The 18,137-nt window shown below is 75.0% G+C and carries 12 protein-coding genes; 8 read left to right on the top strand and 4 right to left on the bottom strand.

All coding sequences use genetic code 11. The features are described from left to right. Positions 1-181 precede the first annotated feature (181 nt). Together AB1460_RS02505 and AB1460_RS02500 are read left to right on the top strand one after the other, a co-directional pair. Positions 182-3,688: an ATP-dependent helicase gene (locus tag AB1460_RS02505; RefSeq protein ID WP_420497172.1), complete on the top strand. Its 3,507-nt coding sequence runs from the start codon at positions 182-184 to the stop codon at positions 3,686-3,688. Continuing rightward, positions 3,685-7,041 carry an ATP-dependent DNA helicase gene (locus tag AB1460_RS02500; RefSeq protein WP_368958894.1) on the top strand — a complete coding sequence of 1,119 codons (3,357 nt, stop codon included), beginning with the start codon at positions 3,685-3,687 and terminating at the stop codon, positions 7,039-7,041. Before AB1460_RS02505 ends, AB1460_RS02500 begins: the two co-directional genes overlap by 4 nt. On the opposite strand, the gene AB1460_RS02495 is transcribed toward AB1460_RS02500, so the two are convergent. Both AB1460_RS02495 and AB1460_RS02490 read right to left on the bottom strand, forming a co-directional pair. Next, complete coding sequence (locus AB1460_RS02495; protein WP_368958893.1) at positions 7,038-7,817, bottom strand: endonuclease/exonuclease/phosphatase family protein; 780 nt, start codon at positions 7,815-7,817, stop codon at positions 7,038-7,040. The genes AB1460_RS02500 and AB1460_RS02495 overlap by 4 nt on opposite strands. A gap of 28 nt (positions 7,818-7,845) precedes the next feature. After that, complete coding sequence (locus tag AB1460_RS02490; protein WP_368958892.1) at positions 7,846-9,138, bottom strand: helix-turn-helix domain-containing protein; 1,293 nt, start codon at positions 9,136-9,138, stop codon at positions 7,846-7,848. A gap of 92 nt (positions 9,139-9,230) precedes the next feature. On the opposite strand from AB1460_RS02490, the gene AB1460_RS02485 reads away from it, so the two are divergent. From AB1460_RS02485 to AB1460_RS02475, 3 genes are all read left to right on the top strand, one after another. Continuing rightward, positions 9,231-9,494 (top strand): GlsB/YeaQ/YmgE family stress response membrane protein, encoded by a 264-nt coding sequence (locus AB1460_RS02485; protein ID WP_368958891.1) that lies wholly within the window; start codon positions 9,231-9,233, stop codon positions 9,492-9,494. A gap of 203 nt (positions 9,495-9,697) precedes the next feature. Further along, positions 9,698-11,038 (top strand): M16 family metallopeptidase, encoded by a 1,341-nt coding sequence (locus AB1460_RS02480; protein WP_420497168.1) that lies wholly within the window; start codon positions 9,698-9,700, stop codon positions 11,036-11,038. 73 nt (positions 11,039-11,111) lie between these two features. Continuing rightward, the gene (locus AB1460_RS02475; protein WP_420497167.1) at positions 11,112-12,515 is read left to right on the top strand and encodes a M16 family metallopeptidase; all 1,404 of its coding nucleotides are present in this window, start codon (positions 11,112-11,114) and stop codon (positions 12,513-12,515) included. 51 nt (positions 12,516-12,566) lie between these two features. Here the strand turns inward: AB1460_RS02475 and AB1460_RS02470 are convergent, their stop codons facing one another. Then, on the bottom strand, positions 12,567-14,057 hold the full coding sequence (locus AB1460_RS02470) for an ANTAR domain-containing protein (protein ID WP_420497166.1): 1,491 nt from the start codon (positions 14,055-14,057) through the stop codon (positions 12,567-12,569). Positions 14,058-14,170: 113 nt separating this feature from the next. After that, positions 14,171-14,410 (bottom strand): mycoredoxin, encoded by a 240-nt coding sequence (locus AB1460_RS02465; protein ID WP_368958890.1) that lies wholly within the window; start codon positions 14,408-14,410, stop codon positions 14,171-14,173. Between the two features lie 276 nt (positions 14,411-14,686). Between AB1460_RS02465 and AB1460_RS02460 the strand changes: the two genes are divergently transcribed. The 3 genes from AB1460_RS02460 to AB1460_RS02450 all read left to right on the top strand — a co-directional run bounded on the left by AB1460_RS02460 (position 14,687) and on the right by AB1460_RS02450 (position 18,031). Then, positions 14,687-17,038: an ATP-dependent DNA helicase UvrD2 gene (locus AB1460_RS02460; RefSeq protein WP_420497171.1), complete on the top strand. Its 2,352-nt coding sequence runs from the start codon at positions 14,687-14,689 to the stop codon at positions 17,036-17,038. 243 nt (positions 17,039-17,281) lie between these two features. After that, positions 17,282-17,584, top strand: a complete 303-nt coding sequence (locus AB1460_RS02455) for a hypothetical protein (protein WP_368958889.1) — start codon at positions 17,282-17,284, stop codon at positions 17,582-17,584. Positions 17,585-17,737: 153 nt separating this feature from the next. After that, positions 17,738-18,031, top strand: a complete 294-nt coding sequence (locus AB1460_RS02450) for a WhiB family transcriptional regulator (RefSeq protein WP_018634512.1) — start codon at positions 17,738-17,740, stop codon at positions 18,029-18,031. Positions 18,032-18,137 lie beyond the last annotated feature (106 nt).

Raw genomic sequence — 18,137 nt, 5'->3', positions numbered from 1 at the left:
GGGGAAGGTGCCACGTTGACGGCACGCGAGGCATCCGATTCGCCGCCTTTAGTGCTATTCGTGCTCATCTTTGCTGCTCCAAGTGTCCCTGCGCCGCGGCGCGGGCTCCGCGGCAGTGCGGCCCGCGTTCCCGCGCCATGCGTTGGCGATCTTGTCAGAGCGTCGTGATGTGCTGTGCGGCGTGGTCACCGTGCCGCCCGTCACCCGCCACCCGTCCAGGCGATCGTTCCGTCTGGTGGCACCGCCGGCGCCGGTGGCGTCACCCATCGTGTTGGACGGTGCGCAGGGCGAGGTGGTGGGACACGCCGGTGGCCCCCTCCTGGTCCTCGCCGGGCCCGGCACGGGGAAGACGACGACGCTGGTGGAGGCGGTCGCCCGGCGCGTCGAGGCGGGCGCCGACCCGGCCTCGTTACTGGTGCTCACGTTCAGCCGCCGGGCCGCCCGCCACCTGCGGGAACGGTTCGCCGTCCGGCTCGGGGCCGGTGCCGTCGGCCCGCCGGCGTGGACGTTCCACGCCTGGTGCCTCGCGCTGCTGCGTGCTCACGGTGCCGACACCCCGCTCGGCGGCTTCCGGCTGCTGTCCGGCCCCGAGCAGGACGCCCGGCTGCGCGACCTGCTCGAAGGCTCGCGGGAACTGGGGCGTCCCGTCTGGCCCGACACCCTTGCCGCCGCGCTGACCACCCGCGGCTTCGCCGAAGAGGTCCGGATGCTCATGGCCCGGGCCCGGGAGGTCGGCGTCGACCCGCCGGCGCTTGCCCGGATCGGCCGGCGGACGGGCCGGGCCGACTGGGTGGCCGTGGCCGAGTTCTACGGCGACTATCTCGACGCCCTCGGCGCCGAAGGTGCGATCGACTACGCCGACCTGGTGCACAGTGCGGCCGTCCTCGCCGCCGACGCGGACGTCCGCACCGCCCTACGCCGTCGCTACCGGGCGGTCTTCGTCGACGAGTACCAGGACACCGACCCGGCCCAGGAGCGGCTGCTCACCGCCGTCGCCGGCGGTGGCGGCGACCTGGTCGTCTTCGGTGACCCCGACCAGGCGATCTACTCCTTCCGCGGGGCGGAGGTGCGCGGCCTGCTCGACTTCGCGGCCCGCTTCCCGCACGGGGACGGTTCGCCCGCCCAGGTCACCGCGCTGCGCCGCTGCCGGCGGATGGCCCCGGCGCCGCTCGCGGCCAGCCGCCGGGTGGCGGCCCGGCTCCCGTCGGCGGGTCTGCCCGTCCGGTACATCCGCGCGCACCGCGATCTCATGCCGGCGGGCAGCACCACCGACCCCGGCCAGGTCGCGGCCATCACCTACCCCACGGCGGGCGCCGAGGCGGAGGCCATCGCCGAGCTGCTGCGGCGGGAGCATCTGGAGAACGGCGTCGGCTGGGACGACATGGCCGTCCTGGTGCGCTCCACCGCGGGCCTCGGACTGCTGCGGCGAGTGCTGACGGCCTCCGGGGTCCCGGTGAGCGTCGCGGGCGGCGACCTGCCGGCCGCGCGGGAGCCGGCCGCGCAGCTGCTCCTGACGGCGCTGCGCTGCGCGGACGAGCCGTCCGTCCACCTGACGCCGGAGACGGCGCGCGCGCTGCTCACCTCGCCGCTGGGGGGTGCCGATCCGGCCGGCCTGCGTGCCCTCGGCCGCGAGCTGCGGGCCTTCGACGCGGCAGCCCGCGCCGCCGGCATGGACAGCACCGCCGGCATGGACAGCGCCGCCGACGACACGGAGTTTGCTGCCGACCACGAGCACGCTGCTGGCGGGGAGCCCGCTGCTGACAGGGAGTCCGCTGCCGACACGGCCAGCCCTGCGGGCCTGCTGGCGGGGACAGCAGCGTCGTCCGCCGAGCTGCTGCGTGCGGCGGTGGCGGACCCGGAGCGGATGCTGCTCACGATCCCGGACGACATCGCGGCCCCGGCCCGCCGGCTCGGGCGCCTGCTGCGGACCGTGCGCGCCGAGCTGCGCCGCGGTGCCGCCCCCGAGGACGCGCTGTGGACGCTGTGGACAGCCAGCGAATGGGGCCCCAGGCTGGAGCGCGTCTCGACGGCCGGCGGGGCCGCTGGCCGGTCGGCCGACCGTGATCTCGACGCTGTGGTCGCGCTGTTCGAGGCGGTGGGCCGCCTCGGTGCGCGGCGGGGGCCCGGTTTCGGCGTGGCCTCCGTCGTCGGCGAGCTCACCCGGCAGCAGATCGCGCCGGACACGGAGACAGCCCGGGCCGGCCGCCCCGCAACCGTGCGGCTGCTGACCGCGCACCGCTCCAAGGGCCTGGAGTGGGAGGTCGTGGTCATCTGCGGGGTGCAGGACGGCGTCTGGCCCGACCTGCGGGCGCGGCACACGTTGCTCGCCGCCGAGACCCTCGACACCCCGCGGCGCGGCGGTGGGGGCGTCCGGCCGCCGCGGACCAGGGAGGAGCTGCTCGCCGACGAGCGCCGCCTGTTCTACGTGGCGATCACCCGGGCCCGTCGTCGGCTCGTGGTGACGGCGGTGGACGGCGCCGACGACGACGGGGAGCAGCCCAGCCGGTTTCTCGGCGAGCTCGGCGTGCAGGTGGAGAACGTCCGGGTCCGCCCGGCCCGGCCGCTCACGCTGGTCGGCCTGGTAGCCGCGCTGCGCCGGCTGACCGTCGACCCGGAGGCCTCGGCAGCCGTGCGGGCCGCGGCCGCGGTGCGCCTCGCCGCACTCGCGGCCACCGGGGACGGTGCCGGGCGCCCGCTGGTCCCCGCCGCCGACCCCAGGCGATGGTGGGGGCTGGTGGACGTCACCACCTCGCCGGTGCCGGTCGTTCCGCCGGACGGTCCGATCCGGCTCTCCGGGTCCTCACTGTCGAGCCTGGCCGCATGTGGCCTGCGCTGGTTCCTCGAGCACGAGGCGAACGCGGCCGAGGCGGCCTCGGCGGCGCAGGGCTTCGGCAAGGTGGTGCACGCCCTCGCCGACGAGGTGTCGAGCGGCCGCACCGCCCCGTCGATGGATGCCCTCGACGCCCGGCTCGACCTGGTGTGGCGGCACCTGGAGTTCGACGCGCGGTGGCGGTCCGAGCAGGAGCGGTCCGCCGCCCGGGAGGCGCTGCGTCGCTTCCTGGACTGGCACGCCGCCCGCCGGCGCGAGGTCGTGGCCTCCGAGGTGCGCTTCTCCTGCGACCTGGCGGTGGCCGGCCGGGTGGTCCGGCTGCGCGGTTTCATCGATCGGGTCGAAGTCGACGACGCCGGCCGGGTGCACGTCGTCGACTTCAAGACAGGCCGCGCGGCGCCCAGCCGGCGCGACCTGCAGACCCACGCCCAGCTCGGGAGCTACCAGCTCGCCGTCCGGGAGGGTGCGCTCGACCAGGTGCTCGACAAGACCCGCCGCCGCGACGGCCCGTCCGGCGGTGACGGACAGCCGGGCGTTGGTGAGCCGCCGCCCGGTGGCGACGACTTGTCCGGTCCGGCGGCAGCGGTGCCGGGCGGGGCGGAGCTGGTCCAGCTCCGGCGGGACACGGGCGGGGAGAGCCTGGGGCCCCGCCTGCCCGGCGAGGAACCCGCGCCGCCCGAAGTGCAGCGCCAGGAGGCGCTTCCCGCCGGGCGGGCGTGGATCGACGACCTGCTGGAGACCGCCGTGGAGACCGTCACCACCGAGTCGTTCCGGCCTGTTCCAGACGATGCGTGCACCATGTGTTCGTTCCGTCGGTGCTGCCCGGCGCGGCCGGAGGGAGAGCAGGTGATCGATTGACCGGCGTCGTCGACACAGGCGCGCAGCAGGCGCTTCCCGGCTTCGGCCCACCGTCCGGCGGTGGCGACGGTGAGGTCACCGCACCCCGGCTCGACCCCGAGGATCTCCGCGAGCTGCTCGGCGTGCCCTACACCGACGAACAGCTCGCGGCGGCGACCGCGCCGCTGGAGCCGGCTGTCGTCATCGCCGGCGCGGGTTCGGGGAAGACGTCCGTGATGGCCGCCCGGGTGGTCTGGCTGGTGGCCACCCGGCAGGTCGAGCCGGGCCGGGTGCTGGGCCTCACCTTCACGAACAAGGCGGCTGCCGAGCTGGCCGGACGGGTGCGCACGGCGCTGCGCCGCGCCGGCGGCACCGACCCCGGCCGCACGACCGGGCTCGCGGGCCCCGCCGACTCCGCCGGGCCTGCCGGGTCTGCCGGTGCCCAGGACGACGCGGCGGGCGCGGACGAGCCGACGATCAGCACCTACCACGCCTACGCCGGCCGGCTCGTCGGCGAGCACGCACTGCGGCTCGGTCTCGAGCCGGACACCCGGATGCTCGTCGCGGCGGCCCGCTACCAGCTCGCCGCCCGGGTCGCCCGTGCCCACCGCGGGCGGGTGGAGGTGCTGAGCCGGTCGCTGCCGGCCCTCGTCGCCGACCTCGTCGCCCTGGACGGCGAGATGAGCGAGCACCTGGTCTCCGCGGACGACCTGATGGCCTTCGACGCCGGCATGTTCGAGCGCGCACTGGCCGCGCTGGAATCGGCCGCGCTGCGTCCGGGGACGAAGACGCTGCGCAAGGAGCTGCGCCGGATGGCGTCCACCGCGCGGGCGCGGCGCGAGCTCGCCGGGCTGGTCGCCGACTACCGGGCCGCCCGGCGGGCGCGTGACGTCCTCGACTTCGGCGACCAGGTCACCTTCGCCGCCCGGCTGGCGCGCGACATCCCGCAGGTGGGCGCCGCCGAGCGCCAGCGGGCCGGCGTCGTGCTGCTGGACGAGTACCAGGACACCTCCGTGGCCCAGCGGACGATGCTGGCGGGCCTGTTCGGCGACGGCCATCCGGTGACCGCGGTCGGTGACCCCTGCCAGGCGATCTACGGCTGGCGCGGGGCCTCGGTCGCGAACCTCGACAACTTCCCGGAGCACTTCCCGCGCGCCGACGGCTCGCTGGCCGCCCGCTACCGGCTGTCAGTGAACCAGCGCAGCGGCGGCCGGCTGCTCGTCCTCGCGAACGACGTCGCCGCCCCGCTGCGGGCCCGTCACCACGTCGTGGAGCTGCGGCCCCGGGCCGACGTCGTCGAGGCCGGGCGGACCCTGGTGGCGCTGCACGGGAGCTGGGCGCAGGAGGTCGCCTGGGTCGCCGCCCGACTGGCGGAGCTGGTCGCGGCGGGGGAGAAGCCCGGGAACATGGCCGTGCTGGTGCGGGCCCGGTCGGATGTCCGGGCACTGCACACGGCGCTGACGGCGGCCGGGCTGCCCGTCGAGGTCGTCGGCCTCGCCGGCCTGCTGGACCTGCCGGAGGTCGCCGACGTCGTCACCGTCCTGGAGGTGCTCGACTCGCCGATCGCGAACGCGGCGCTCGTCCGGCTGCTCACCGGCCCGCGGGTGCGGCTCGGGCCGCGGGACCTGGCGGCGCTCGGCCGCCGGGCCCGCGGCCTGTTGACCGTCGGCGGGGCGGCGGCGGACCGTGCCGAGGCCGCGCGGGGGGACGGCACCGATCCGCTGGCCGAGGCCGTCGCGGGTGTTGATCCCTGCGACGTCGTCTCGCTCGCGGACGCCCTGCTCGACGCCGGAGACGAGATCTCCGCGCCGGGACGGGAGCGGGTGGCCCGCCTCGGTGCCGAGCTGGCGGCGCTGCGCGCGCATGTCGGTGACGGCCTGCTCGACCTGCTGCACCGGGTGATCTCCACGATCGGCCTGGATGTCGAGCTGGCCGCCAGCCCGAAGGCGGTCGCGGCCCGCCGGCGGGAGAACCTGGCGTCCTTCCTGGACGCCGCCGCCGACTTCGACGACCCCGACGGCCCGAACTCGCTGACGTCGTTCCTCGCCTTCCTGCGGGCCGCCCGCGAGCACGAGCGGGGCCTGGACATCACCGGCCCGACCGGCGCGGACGCTGTCGCGCTCATGACGGTGCACCGGGCGAAGGGCCTCGAATGGGAGGTCGTCGCGGTGCCGGACCTGAGCCGGCGGGTCTTCCCCGACCTCACGGTGCGGGACAGGTGGACGACGTCGCCCGGCGCGCTGCCGACCCCGCTGCGCGGCGACGCGGACGAGCTGCCGTCCTACACGGTCGGCGACTCGAAGGCCGCGCTGGTGGCCTTCGACGAGGACTGCCGGGGCTACCAGGAACGCGAGGAGCGCCGGCTGGCCTACGTCGCCTTCACCCGGGCGAAGTCGGTACTGCTCGGCAGCGGCCACTGGTGGGGGCCCACCCAGCGCACCCGGCGTGGTCCCTCCGTGTTCCTCACCGAGCTGCACGACCATGCCGTGGCCGGTCACGGGCAGGTGGACGTCTGGGCCGCCGAACCGCCGCCGGGCGGGAACCCCGAACTGGCCGTCCCGCCGGAGTTCACCTGGCCGGTGCCCTACGAGCCGGTCGCGTTCGCGCGCCGGCAGGCGGCCGCGGACGCCGTCCGGCAGACCCTGGAGCTGCTCCGCGCCGGCCAGGCACCGCCGCCGGACGACCTGGCCGGGATGACCGCCCGGGAACGGGCGCAGCTCGCCGAGTTCGACCGCGAGGCCGCGCTGCTGCTCGCCGAGGAACGCGCCGCCCGCAGCCCCGTCCGGGACGTCGCCCTGCCGGCCAGCCTGACGGCGTCCGAGATCGTGCGGATGCGCGCCGACCCGGCCGAGTTCGCCCGCGACCTGGCCCGGCCCGTGCCGCGCCGGCCGGTGCCGCAGGCCCGCCGCGGCACCCGTTTCCACGCGTGGGTGGAGGAGATCTTCGACCAGCGGCCGCTGATCGACGTGGAGGATCTCCCCGGCGCCGCCGACGCCGCCACCCTGGACGACCACGACCTGTCCGGCCTGCAGGAGGCCTTCCTGACCGGGCCGTACGGGGCGCGCCGGCCGTTCGCCGTCGAGGCCCCGTTCGAGGTGATGATCGGCGGGCGGGCCGTCCGCGGGCGGATCGACGCCGTCTACGACCTGGGCGGCGGTCGTTGGGAGGTCGTCGACTGGAAGACCGGCTCGGAGCCCGCCGACCCGACCCAGCTCTCCGTCTACCGGGTCGCCTGGGCCCGGGTGCGCGGGGTGCCCGTGGCGGACGTCGAGGCGTCCTACTTCTACGTGACCTCCGGCGAGATCGTCCGCCCGGAACTGCTGGGCGAGCCCGAGATCGTCGCGCTGCTGTCCGGTCGCCGGGACGACCCCTAGCGGCGGATGTCGGCGAGCAGCGCGAGGTGGTCGGAGACCGCGGTGCGGCGCGCCTCGGTGGCCGCGACCGTCCCGACAGGGCCCCGGGCGAGCATGTGGTCGAGCTGTACCCGGGGCGCGTGGGCCGGGTAGGTGCGGTGGGCGGCGAGGCGCCGCCAGCCGGTGAGCGCGGTCGGCAGCCGACCGGGCAGATTCAGGTCCCCGAGCAGCAGCACCGGGCCGTCGAGCCCGCGCAGCCGCCCGACCAGCCGGCGCAGCTGGACGGCGTTCCAGCCCGGCGCGAACGACAGGTGTGTCGTCACCACGGTCAGCGGCCCGGCCGGGGTCTCGACGACGGCCGCCAGCGCCACCCGCGGCTCGTCGTCGAGCAGGATCAAGCGCGCCCGCCGTGATCCGCCGGGGATCAGGATCGGCGCGCGCACCGGTGCCCGGCCGAGCGGCAGCACCCACCAGCGGCGTACCGGCAGCCGGCTGACCAGGGCGATGCCGTAGGCGGGCTCGCCGTCGGCCCGGACGCCCTGGGCTGGCCGCCAGCTGTGCCCCGGAGTCCCGTAGACGGTGGGGGCGAAGAGCCAGCCGCCGTCGGCGGCACCCAGCGCGGTCGCGGCGGTGGCGGCCAGGTCGCCACCGCCGGAACGCGGCTGCGCCAGGTCCATCTCCTGCAGACCGAGGACGTCGCAGTCCAGGTCGGCGATCGCGGCGGTGAAGCGGTCCACCTCGACCCGGCCGTCGGCGAGGGACAGGCCGTGCATCGCGTTGAACGAACCCACCCGCACGGTACGGACGGTAGCGCGGTTGGCGGTGTCAGCCGGCCGGGTCCCGCTGTGACGTGAGCCGCTGTGACGTGGGCTGCGGTGGCGTGGACTGCTGTGGCGTGGACTGCGGTGCGGCGGGCGGGTTCGCCGTGGACAGGTGCGCCGCGGGCCGCGGGCCGTGGCAGGTGGTCGCCCGCAGGACGAGTTCCAGCTCGAAGCGGGCGTCGGGGTCGTCCAGGGTGTCTCCGAACAGCTCCCGGAGCTGCCCCACCCGGTAACGCACGGTCTGCGGGTGGATGTGCAGGCGCTCGGCGACCAGCTGCCGCTGGCCGTGCAGCGTCAGCCAGTACAGCAGGGTCTCGGCCAGCCGGGCCCGGGTGCGCTCGGGCAGCCCCGCGAGCGGGGCGATCCGGCGCTGGGCGAGATCGTCGAGCAGCCGTGGGTCGCGGGCCAGCAGCAGCTCGGTCAGATGATCGTCGGTGATCAGGGGATCCGGTCCCGTCGCGGCGGGCAGGCGTCCGGCCACGAGGGCGGCCCGGGCGAAACCGGCCCGCTCCACGCTGGTCGTGATCTGCTGCCACGCCACGCACGGCCCGACCACCGCGCCGGTGCCGGCGAGCCGCTCGGCCAGCCAGAGCCGCCGGGAGGGGGCGTCCGCCTCGCCCACGAACAACCAGAAGTCCGACCCGTGGCTGGCGCGGGGGCAGCCGGTGGACAGGCGCGCCGAGAGGTGGTCGCCGGGCCCGTCGGGGATCAGAACGGCTGCCATCCGCTCCGGCAGCCGGACCGCCCCGGTGCTGGCGGCGTGCTCGATGGTGGCCGGGTCCGCGCCGGAGAGCAGCAGCTCGCCCAGCCGGTCCCAGAGCCGCTCCCGCTCGCTGGCAACCTCGAACTGCGCGAGCGCGTAGCCGTCGGCGGAGGCGGCGGAGATCCCGTCGATGTAGGCGAACATCATCTCGGCGAGCGAGACGAGCCCGGCGGCGTCGAGGCCCGCGCGGCGCGCGGCCTCGCCCATCCGGCGCCACGAGATGCGGGCGCCCACCCGGTAGGCGCTCAGCAGGTTGTCGAGGGAGCGCCCGGCCCGCACCTCGCCACGCCCCAGCCGGACGTAGACGTCCCGACTCGCGGCCAGGTCACCGGCGGCCTGCGGGCCGGCGTCGACGAGGGCGAGGAACCGGGCGAGCGCCTCCTCGACGCCGCGGCGGACTCCCTGGCCGAAGGAGCCCTCCAGCGGCCGGGCATAGGCCGGGACTTCCGCGGCGATCGCCGCGATGATCTCGTCGGCCAGCTGTTCCAGGCCATGGGCCAGGGAGTCGCTCAGCCCGGGCGGAAACGTTCCCACCGGCACAGTCTGTCCCCTCGCGCCGCGCACGGTGGGATGGGTGGCGTTCGCGGGCCGGTCGGCGGCGGTGGGAGAGGAGCACAATCGGGTCCGTGGAGACCCCCACCGGCATTGTCAGTGCGTTGATCACCGGTTGCCTGGTCGGCCTGCTGGGCCGGCTGGCCGTCCCGGCCCGGCGCCGGGTACCGATCGGCTGTGTGATGACGGTGCTGATCGGTCTGCTGGGCGCCGCGCTCGGGCTGGTGGTCGCCAGCGGCATCGACGCCGGCTGGTTCCTCACCCTGCTGTTCCAGGTGGCCGTCGCCGCGGTGCTCGTCCTCCTCGTCTCCTCCGTGGGCGGCCGCGGTCGCCGCTGACCGCGGTGCCTGCTGATCCGCTGTGCTGCCGGCCGGCGGTGCCTGCTGGTCGCGGCGGGCTCAGCTCAGGATCACGGTGTGGGCTGGCGGTCGGGCGTCCCCTTGGCCCTTTCGTAGTCCGCGCATCTCCGCGCGGGGACGGGGCCGTCGGGGGAAGCTGCCGAACGTGGCCGGGCGGGCGGCGCGGGCAGTAGCGTGGCGCTGTGTCCTCACCTACAGCCGCCGGCCCGGCCGCCTCCAGTGCGGTGGGTGCAGCGCTGCCCGCGCCCGCCTACCCGCTGCGGAAGGTGGTGCTGGACAACGGCCTGCGCGTCCTGCTCGCGCCGGACCAGACGGCGCCGGTGGTGGCCGTCGCGGTCCATTACGACGTCGGCTTCCGTTCGGAGCCCGAAGGGCGCACCGGGTTCGCCCACCTGTTCGAGCACCTGATGTTCCAGGGCAGCGAGAACGTGGGCAAGGCCGAGCACCCGAAGTACGTGCAGGCGGCGGGCGGCATCTTCAACGGGTCGACCCACCCGGACCACACGGACTACTTCGAGCTGCTGCCCTCCGGTGCGCTGGAGCGGGCGCTGTTCCTCGAGGCCGACCGGATGCGCGCCCCGAAGATCACCCGCGAGAACCTGGACAACCAGATCGCCGTGGTCCAGGAGGAGATCCGGGTCAACGTGCTGAACCGGCCCTACGGCGGGTTCCCGTGGATCGCGCTGCCGCCGGTCGCCTTCGACACCTTCCCCAACGCCCACAACGGGTACGGCGACTTCTCCGAGCTGGAGGCCGCCAGCCTGGACGACGCCGCGGACTTCTTCGACACGTTCTACGCGCCGGGCAACGCCATCCTGACGATCGTCGGTGAGTTCGACCCCGAGCGGGCGCTCGACCTCGTCCAGCGGTACTTCGGCACGATCCCGGCCAGGCCCGTGCCGCCGCGGCGCAGCTTCGCCGAGCCGGTGCGGGCCGAGGAGCGCCGTGAAGTGCTGACCGACCGGCTCGCTCCCCGGCCGGCGCTCGCGGTGGGCTACCGGGTGCCCGACCCCGCCAGCGACCTGCCGGGGCTGCTGGCGGCCGAGCTCCTGGCGGACGTGCTCACCAACGGCGACGCGAGTCGGCTGGAGCGACGGCTCGTCCAGAAGGACCGCCTGGTGACCGCGGTCAGTACCTACGTCGGTACCTTCGGTGATCCTTTCGACCAGCGTGACCCGCTGCTGCTCACGCTGGATGCCCGGCACGCCGGCGACTCCACCGCTGACGCGGTGCTGGCCGCTGTCGACGAGGAGCTCGACCGGATCGCGGGCGACGGGCTGGAGCCCGGCGAGCTCGACCGGGTGCGGGCGCAGGCCGGGGCCGGCATCCTGCGCGAGGCGGACGACGCGCTCGGCCGGGCCCTGAAGATCGCGACCTTCGAACTGCACCACGGTCGCCCCGAGCTGCTCAACGAGCTGCCCGGCCTGCTCGCGGAGATCACCGGTGACGCGGTGGCCGCCGCCGCGGGTGCGCTGCGCGGGCAGGGCCGCGCGGTGCTGGAGCTGCGGGCCGGGGCCGCCTGATGACGGCCCGGTGCTCCGCCAGCAGCCGGATGATCGGCCGAGCGATCCCCCGCCCGGGGGACGAGGAGACAGCGTGACGACGACCACCGAGACCACGGCCACCTCCTCCACACCGGAGGCCGGTGCCGGTACGGAAACCGGCGCCGGGACGCCGGCGGGGGCGGGCTCGGTGATCCCCGCGGTGGCCGCCACCGTCCCCCGCGAGCTGCCGACGGTCGTACGGCGCACGCTGGCCAACGGCCTGCGCGTCGACGTGGTCGCCCGGGCGAGCGTTCCGCTGGTGGAGCTGCGGCTGCGGATCCCGTTCGCCGGCGCGGGTGACGTCTACCAGGCCGAGGCCGAGCTGCTGGCGGAGACGATCCTCACCGGCAGCGGCCGGTACGACCGCGTCGGCCTGGCCACCGCGGTGCAGGCCCTGGGCGGGTCGCTGCGGGCCGGCGTCGACGCGGACCGGCTGGCCATCGTCAGCTCCGCCCTCGCCACCAGCCTCGAGCCGCTGCTCGCGCTGATCGCCGACGTCCTGATCTCGGCGAGCTACCCCGAGGACGAGTTCACCGGCGAGCGCGCCCGCGTCATCGAGGACACCGAGACGGCGCTGAGCCAGCCGGCGGTGATCGCCCGCGAGGCCCTGCTGAAGCGCATGTTCGGTGACCACCCCTACGGCACCGCCGTCACGCCGCCGTCGGTGCTCGCGGAGGTGGGCGTCGGGCCGGTGCGCACGCTGCACGCGGCGCGGGTCCGCCCCGGCGGCGCGATCCTCACCCTCGTGGGGGACATCGATCCCGAACGTGCGCTGGACGCCGTCGAAGCCACCCTCGGCGCCTGGAGCGGCACCGCCGGTGCGGGCCACCCGGCCCCCCCGGTGCCGGCGGCCGGCCGGATCGTGATCGTCGACCGGCCGGGGGCGGTGCAGACCAACATCCGGCTCGGCGGCCGTGCGCTGGACCGGACCGCCCCGGCCTACCCGGCGCTGCGGCTCGCCAGCACGATCTTCGGTGGCTACTTCAGCTCGCGGCTGGTCTCCAACATCCGGGAGGACAAGGGGTACACGTACTCCCCGCGCAGTTCGGTCGAGCACTACCAGGCCGGTTCCCGGTTCACCGCCGCCGCGGACGTCTCCACCGACGTGACCGGCCCGGCGCTGCTGGAGATCCTCTACGAGCTCGGCCGGATCGCGCTGCTGCCGCCCGACGCCGACGAGCTCGAGGCCGCCCGCCAGTACCTGATCGGCACGTTGGCGCTGGCCAGTGCCACCGCGGCCGGGCTGGCCGGCACGCTGTCCGGCCTGTCGGGCGCCGGTATCGGGGTGGAGTACCTGCGGGACCACCCGCGAGCGTTGACCGAGGTCACCGCGGCGGACGTCCAGGCGGTCTCGGCGGAGCTGCTCGCCCCGGCCGGCCTGGTGATCGTCCTGGTGGGCGATGCGTCGAAGATCACCGGTGCGGTGCGGGTGCTCGGCGACGTCGAGTCCGCCTGAACCGCGCGGGGTCAGGGCCGGTGGGTGTCGAAGTGGGTCGTGTCGCGGCCGTCAGTGGCGGCTGGGCGTGGCGCGGGGCGGGCTGGGCCGGGGTGACCCGCCGCCAGCGCCTCCCCCTGCCGGGCTCGCGCCCGGCGGCGGTCCGGCGTTGCCGCGGCCCAGTTCGCCAGGCAGGTTGATCCGTGGGTCGCCCACCGACTCGACCACCTGGCGGGCCAGGTCATGGACCCGCCTGCCCATGCCGCGTGCGGTGCGGCGCAGCCGCTCGAACGCGTCCCTGGGCTTGATGTGGTTCCGTTCGGCCAGCACGCCGATCGCCTGTTCGACGATGACCCGCGACGCCAACGCGTGTTCCAGCTGGATCACTGACAGGCGGAGCTGTTCGGTCTCGTTGAGATCACGGTCCGCCCGCCGGGGCCGGCCCGGTGGGCTGAGATCGTCGGCGAGCAGGTCGGCGAGGACCATCGCGGAGATGAGGTCGCCGACCGGGCGGACCTCGGAACCGGGCCCTTCGACGACCCACCCTGCGGATGCCCGCCGCAGGCGCATGTCGGACGCTCCCGGAACACTTCCCCCGGATGGTCCGGACGGCCCGCCCTGTCCGCGGGCGGCGCCGGCCCGCGGCGGCCCCGACCGCGGCGGTGCCGGCCGCGGGGTGCCTGCCCGCGCGGTCGGCCCGGGCCGAGCTGTCCGGGCGAGGACCTCCGGGGTGACCCGCGACACGCCACCGGTCGGTGCCGGCCCGGGCTGGCCCTGCCCTGGGCCCTGGACCTGGCCCGTAGCCGGGGGACGTTCCGGTTCGATCGGCGCGCTGACGCCGCCGGTCGCCTCCGAGGAGCCCGTGGCCGGGGCTGACGGCTGGACCGCGGCGGGCCGTGGCTCGGCCGGCGCTGCGGTGCCGGGCGCGGCAGGTGGGACCACTTCGGGAGACGACGCGACGGGCGGCGGTGGGGTGGCGGGCGGGTGCCCGGTGGGCGAGACGGCGCCGCCCGGGCTGCCCACCCGGCCGACTGCTGCCGCTGCCTCCGCGGCGGCTTCCTGCCGGTCGGCCCCGCTTCCGTTACTGGCAGCAACCTCGGCATGGGCCTGGCGGGCAAGCTGCTCCCGTAGTGTGTCGGACGCGCCCAGACTGTCCGCTATCGCCCGTAGTACGCCGAGTGATTCCGCGGGCACCTCCACTGGGGACCGGTCGAGCCCGGCGAGGATGCCGAGCACCGTCCCGTCCGGGCCGAGGATGGGCATGGAGACATGGCTGCGGATACCGAACCGTTCGACCTCGACGGTGTCGGCCAGAGCGGGTTCCTGGTCGGCCCGGGAGCCGGCTGCGGGCGCCCCGTCGAGCATTCGGGCAGGTAGACACCGGGCGCGAGGGATGCCAAGCCCGGCAACAAGCTCGGGGATCGGCCCGGTCACCCGCAGGTATACGGCATCGGTCGCCGACACCGCGACGAGGCACGTCTGCTCCAGCTGGTGGAGGGCGTGCGTGGCTCTCAGCGCGGCGTCGACCGTGCTCCACGGGAGTCCTGAAGGTGCTGACGACACAGGCCGAACTCTCCCACAAAGTTCACGGGCAGTGACGGACACCGTCCCACGAGCCGGCCGCGTGTGCGTCGGGAAGAGGCGAACTCCCCCGTCGTCGTCGCTCTACGTATCCGTTATGCGGCGGAAGTGGCCTTCTCGGTGACCTGGCGAATGGACGGATTCGTCATCACCGTCCCATCGGGGAACAGCACGGTCGGTACGGTCGCGTTGCCGTTGTTGGCATCGCGGACAAATTGCTCTGCCGTCGGGTCGTGCTCGATGTTGACCGTCACGTACTCCAGGCCGGCCCGGTCGAGCTGACCCTTCAGCCGGACGCAGTAACCACACCAGGAAGTGGTGTACATCGTGATCACGGCGGAACCTCCGTTGGTGAGCGACCCGTCCGGGGACGGCGACCGGTAGCGCGGTGTGGTCTTCATCGGCGATGCCGGCACCGCCGGCGCGTTTGGTGATGGTAGGCCGGATCGCCCGGTCTGGCGGGGCCTCGCCCGGGAGGTCCGGTCCGGTTGGTGGTGTCAGTGGTTGTGCCGGTGGTTGTGCCGGTGGGTGGCGAGGTGCATAACCCCGATGTGGCGTCTTCGCTTCCCGGTCCCGCGTGTCGGGAGGTGCCCCGACTACCGTGTCGCATGATGTCCGGACCAGGTACTCGCGGGAACCGCCAGGCGACGTCCGCCGCGCGCCGCCGGCCGCCCGCAGCGGAGCAGGAGGCGGCGGTGGAGCCGATGCCCGCCGGGGCCGCGGAGTCGATGCAAGCCGCAGCCGCAGCCGCGGAGCGCGGAGCTGTCCTGGCACCGAGTGAGGGTCTTGACCCCGAGCAGCTCGCCGCAGTCCTGGCCCCGGTGGGCCCGGTCTGCATCCTCGCAGGCGCCGGCACGGGCAAGACCAGGGCCATCACGCACCGGATCGCGCACATGGTGACGGAACGGGGCGTCGGCGCCGGCCAGGTCCTGGCCGTCACCTTCACCAACCGGGCCGCCAGTGAGCTGCGCGGGCGGCTGCGGTCGATGGAGGTGGAAGGCGTCCAGGCCCGGACGTTCCACGCCGCCGCGCTGCGTCAGCTCGGCTACTTCTGGCCGCAGGTGGCCGGCGTGGCGCTGCCGAGGCTGGAGAAGAGCCGGATACCCCTGCTCGTGCGGGCGGCGGCCCGCCTGCAGATCCGTCCGGACCGGGCCGAGTTGCGTGACCTCGCCTCCGAGGTGGAGTGGGCGAAGTCGACGATGGTCACCCCTGCGGACTACCCCGGCGCCGCCGCCGAGCACGGGCGGGAGACCTCGCTGGCCCCCGACCTCGTCGCCCGGCTCTACGAGGCCTACGAGGACGCCAAGAGTGAGGCGGGCGTCCTCGACTTCGACGACCTGCTGCTGCTCACCGCGGCCGTCATCGAGGAGCACAGCTGGGTCGCGACCGAGCTGCGGGCCCGCTACCGGCACTTCGTCGTCGACGAGTACCAGGATGTGAACCCGCTCCAGCAGCGCGTTCTCGATGCCTGGCTCGGCGACCGGGACAGCCTGTGCGTCGTCGGGGACGAGCACCAGACCATCTACTCCTTCACCGGGGCGAGCGCCCGGTACCTGGTCGGATTCCCACAGCGGTTCCCGACCGCCACGGTCGTCCGGCTCGTCCGCGACTACCGGTCCACTCCGCAGGTGGTCGCCCTGGCCAACGGTCTGCTCGACGGTGCGACCGCGCCGGGCGGTGCCCGGGCGGGCCAGACGGGCCAGACGGGTCAGGTCGGGCGGGCTGGTCGGGCCGGGCGGCTGGTCGCCATGCGCCCCCCGGGCCCAGCGCCTGCCTGGCTGGAGGCCGACAGCGAGCCCGAGGAGGCAGCGGGGGTCGCCCGGCGTATCCGCGCTCTGCTGGCCGCCGGCGTCCCCGCCAGTCAGATCGCGGTGCTGTACCGGATCAACGCGCAGTCCGAGGCGTACGAGACCGCGCTCGGCCGGGCGGACATCCCCTACCTTCTGCGTGGCGGGGAGAAGTTCTTCGAGCGGCCCGAGGTCACCGCGGCGGTGCGGATGCTGCGCGCGGCGGTCCGTTCGGCGGAACCGGACCGTCCCGGCGGGCTCGCCGACGCCGTCGCGGACGCCCTCGGCGCCGTCGGCTGGCGAGCGGGTCAGGCCCCGGCGGGCCCGGGCGCGGACCGTGAGCGGTGGGAGAACCTGGCCGCGCTGCACCGCCTCGCCGTCGACCTCGAGACCGACCAGCCCGAAGCAAGCCTGGCCACCTTCGTCACCGAACTGGCCGAGCGCGCCGTGCACCAGCACACCCCGACCGTGCAGGGCGTCACGCTTGCCTCGCTGCACGCGGCCAAGGGCCTGGAATGGGACGCGGTCTTCCTGGTCGGGCTCGTCGACGGGACCCTGCCGATCGTCCACGCGCAGACCGACGAGCAACTGGCCGAGGAACGGCGGTTGCTCTACGTCGGGGTCACCCGCGCACGCGTCCACCTCACGCTGTCGTGGGCACTGGCCCGGGCCGAGGGCACACGCCGCTCCCGGCGGCCGTCGCGGTTCCTCGACGACCTGCGCAGGTCCGCGGTCCGGACGTCCGGACCCGCCGGTGGACCCGACGCGGGTGGCTCGCCCGGTGGCCGGGACGCCGCCGCCCGGTCCACCGGCGGCGCGGACCGCGGGCAGGCCCGTGGGCGGGGGCGGCAGAGCGTCACCTGCCGGGCCTGTGGGCGCGCGCTCGCGGGCGCCCGGGCCCGGATCGGCCGGTGCGATGACTGCCCGGGGCAGGTCGACACGGCACTGTTCGAGCGGCTGTGCGCCTGGCGGGCACAGCGGGCGAAGGCACAGGGCCAGCCCGCCTTCGTCGTCCTCACCGACGCGACGCTGCGCCTCGTCGCCGAACGGCGTCCCGCCACCGTCGCCGAGCTCGTGGCACTGCCCGGCATCGGCCAGGTCAAGCTCGACCGGTATGGAGAGGACGTCCTCGCGCTGGTCGCCGGCAGCCCGCGGCCACCGGGGCCCACCGGCTGAGCGTGCCGCACCTGCCCTGACGGCACCGCGCCCGAGCACCGGAAGCAGATCCGTCGCGGACGGTGACACGCCGGGGATGGCTCGATCGTGCCTGTGGCTGCACGTGTCTGGATGATCACGCGAAAAATAGGTTGTCAGCGTGGGCGCCGGCTCCTACCGTTGTCCGTGAACACCGGAGCGCGATCATCGCGCTCGCGGGCCGGATGCGGTCCGCACCTACGGCTCGCGAGGGAGGTCACCACGATGAGGTACCTCATGGTGGCCTTCGTGCGCATGCGCTCGCTCCCCGCCGACGTCTCGTTGCCGCGTGGTGCCAACGCGCCGAGGGCCGCCCTGCAGGCAGATGCCCTGGGCGATGCCCGCAGGGCGCTCGCTGTCGCCGGGTCCGCCCAAGCACGCGTTGCCGGCTGCGGCTCCGCCGTCCCGGCGGCGCCCACGGCGCACGAGCACCTGACGCATGAGCAGACGACCGGCATCCGCACAGGCGCACGCACCACGCGTCTGTTCCACCTGTCGGGCCCCGTCCCGGATCCGCTCCTGGCATAACGCCGACTCGGAGTGACATCCAAGGCCGCGGTCCCGACAGGGATCCGCGGCCTTTTTGTTTCTCCTGGCGCATCAGTGCCGGCCATCACCCGAGGTGTGATCTTGACCGTCGTCGATGGACGCAGGACCGCAACCGAACCGAAGAAACCGCCAGTGTCGGAGGTGACCCCGGTGTTCGACCCCTCGATCGATTCCAGGATCGAGCGGGAGCGTCTCGTCCTGCCCTGCTGGGACGTGGACCCCGAGCTGTTCTTTGCCGAATCCCCGGCGGACGTCGAGTCCGCCAAGTCCGTCTGCGTCGCCTGCCCGGTGCGGCTGGCCTGCCTGGCCGCCGCGATCGATCGGGCCGAGCCCTGGGGAGTCTGGGGTGGCGAGCTTGTCGTGACGGGCCGCGTCGTCCCGCGCAAGCGGCCCCGCGGCCGGCCCCGCAAGGAGGTCGCGGCCTGACGGCCGCGGCCCTGCGCGCTGGCTGCCGGTACCACGGCGGGACGTCGAGTCTTCGACGTCCCGCCGCACCACGTTGGTATGTGCTTCTCCTGGCGGTGCGGTCGGC

Origin of the sequence: Parafrankia sp. FMc2 (assembly GCF_041008525.1) — a bacterium.
Classification (GTDB): Bacteria; Actinomycetota; Actinomycetes; order Frankiales; family Frankiaceae; genus Parafrankia.
This window is presented reverse-complemented; position numbering and strand designations above follow the sequence as displayed.

What these genes read in the sequence shown, in the direction of transcription:
- AB1460_RS02460 (WP_420497171.1), top strand. Translation starts at nt 14,687, where the DNA reads ATGTCCGGACCAGGTACTCGCGGGAACCGCCAGGCGACGTCCGCCGCG.
- AB1460_RS02455 (WP_368958889.1), top strand. Translation starts at nt 17,282, where the DNA reads ATGAGGTACCTCATGGTGGCCTTCGTGCGCATGCGCTCGCTCCCCGCC.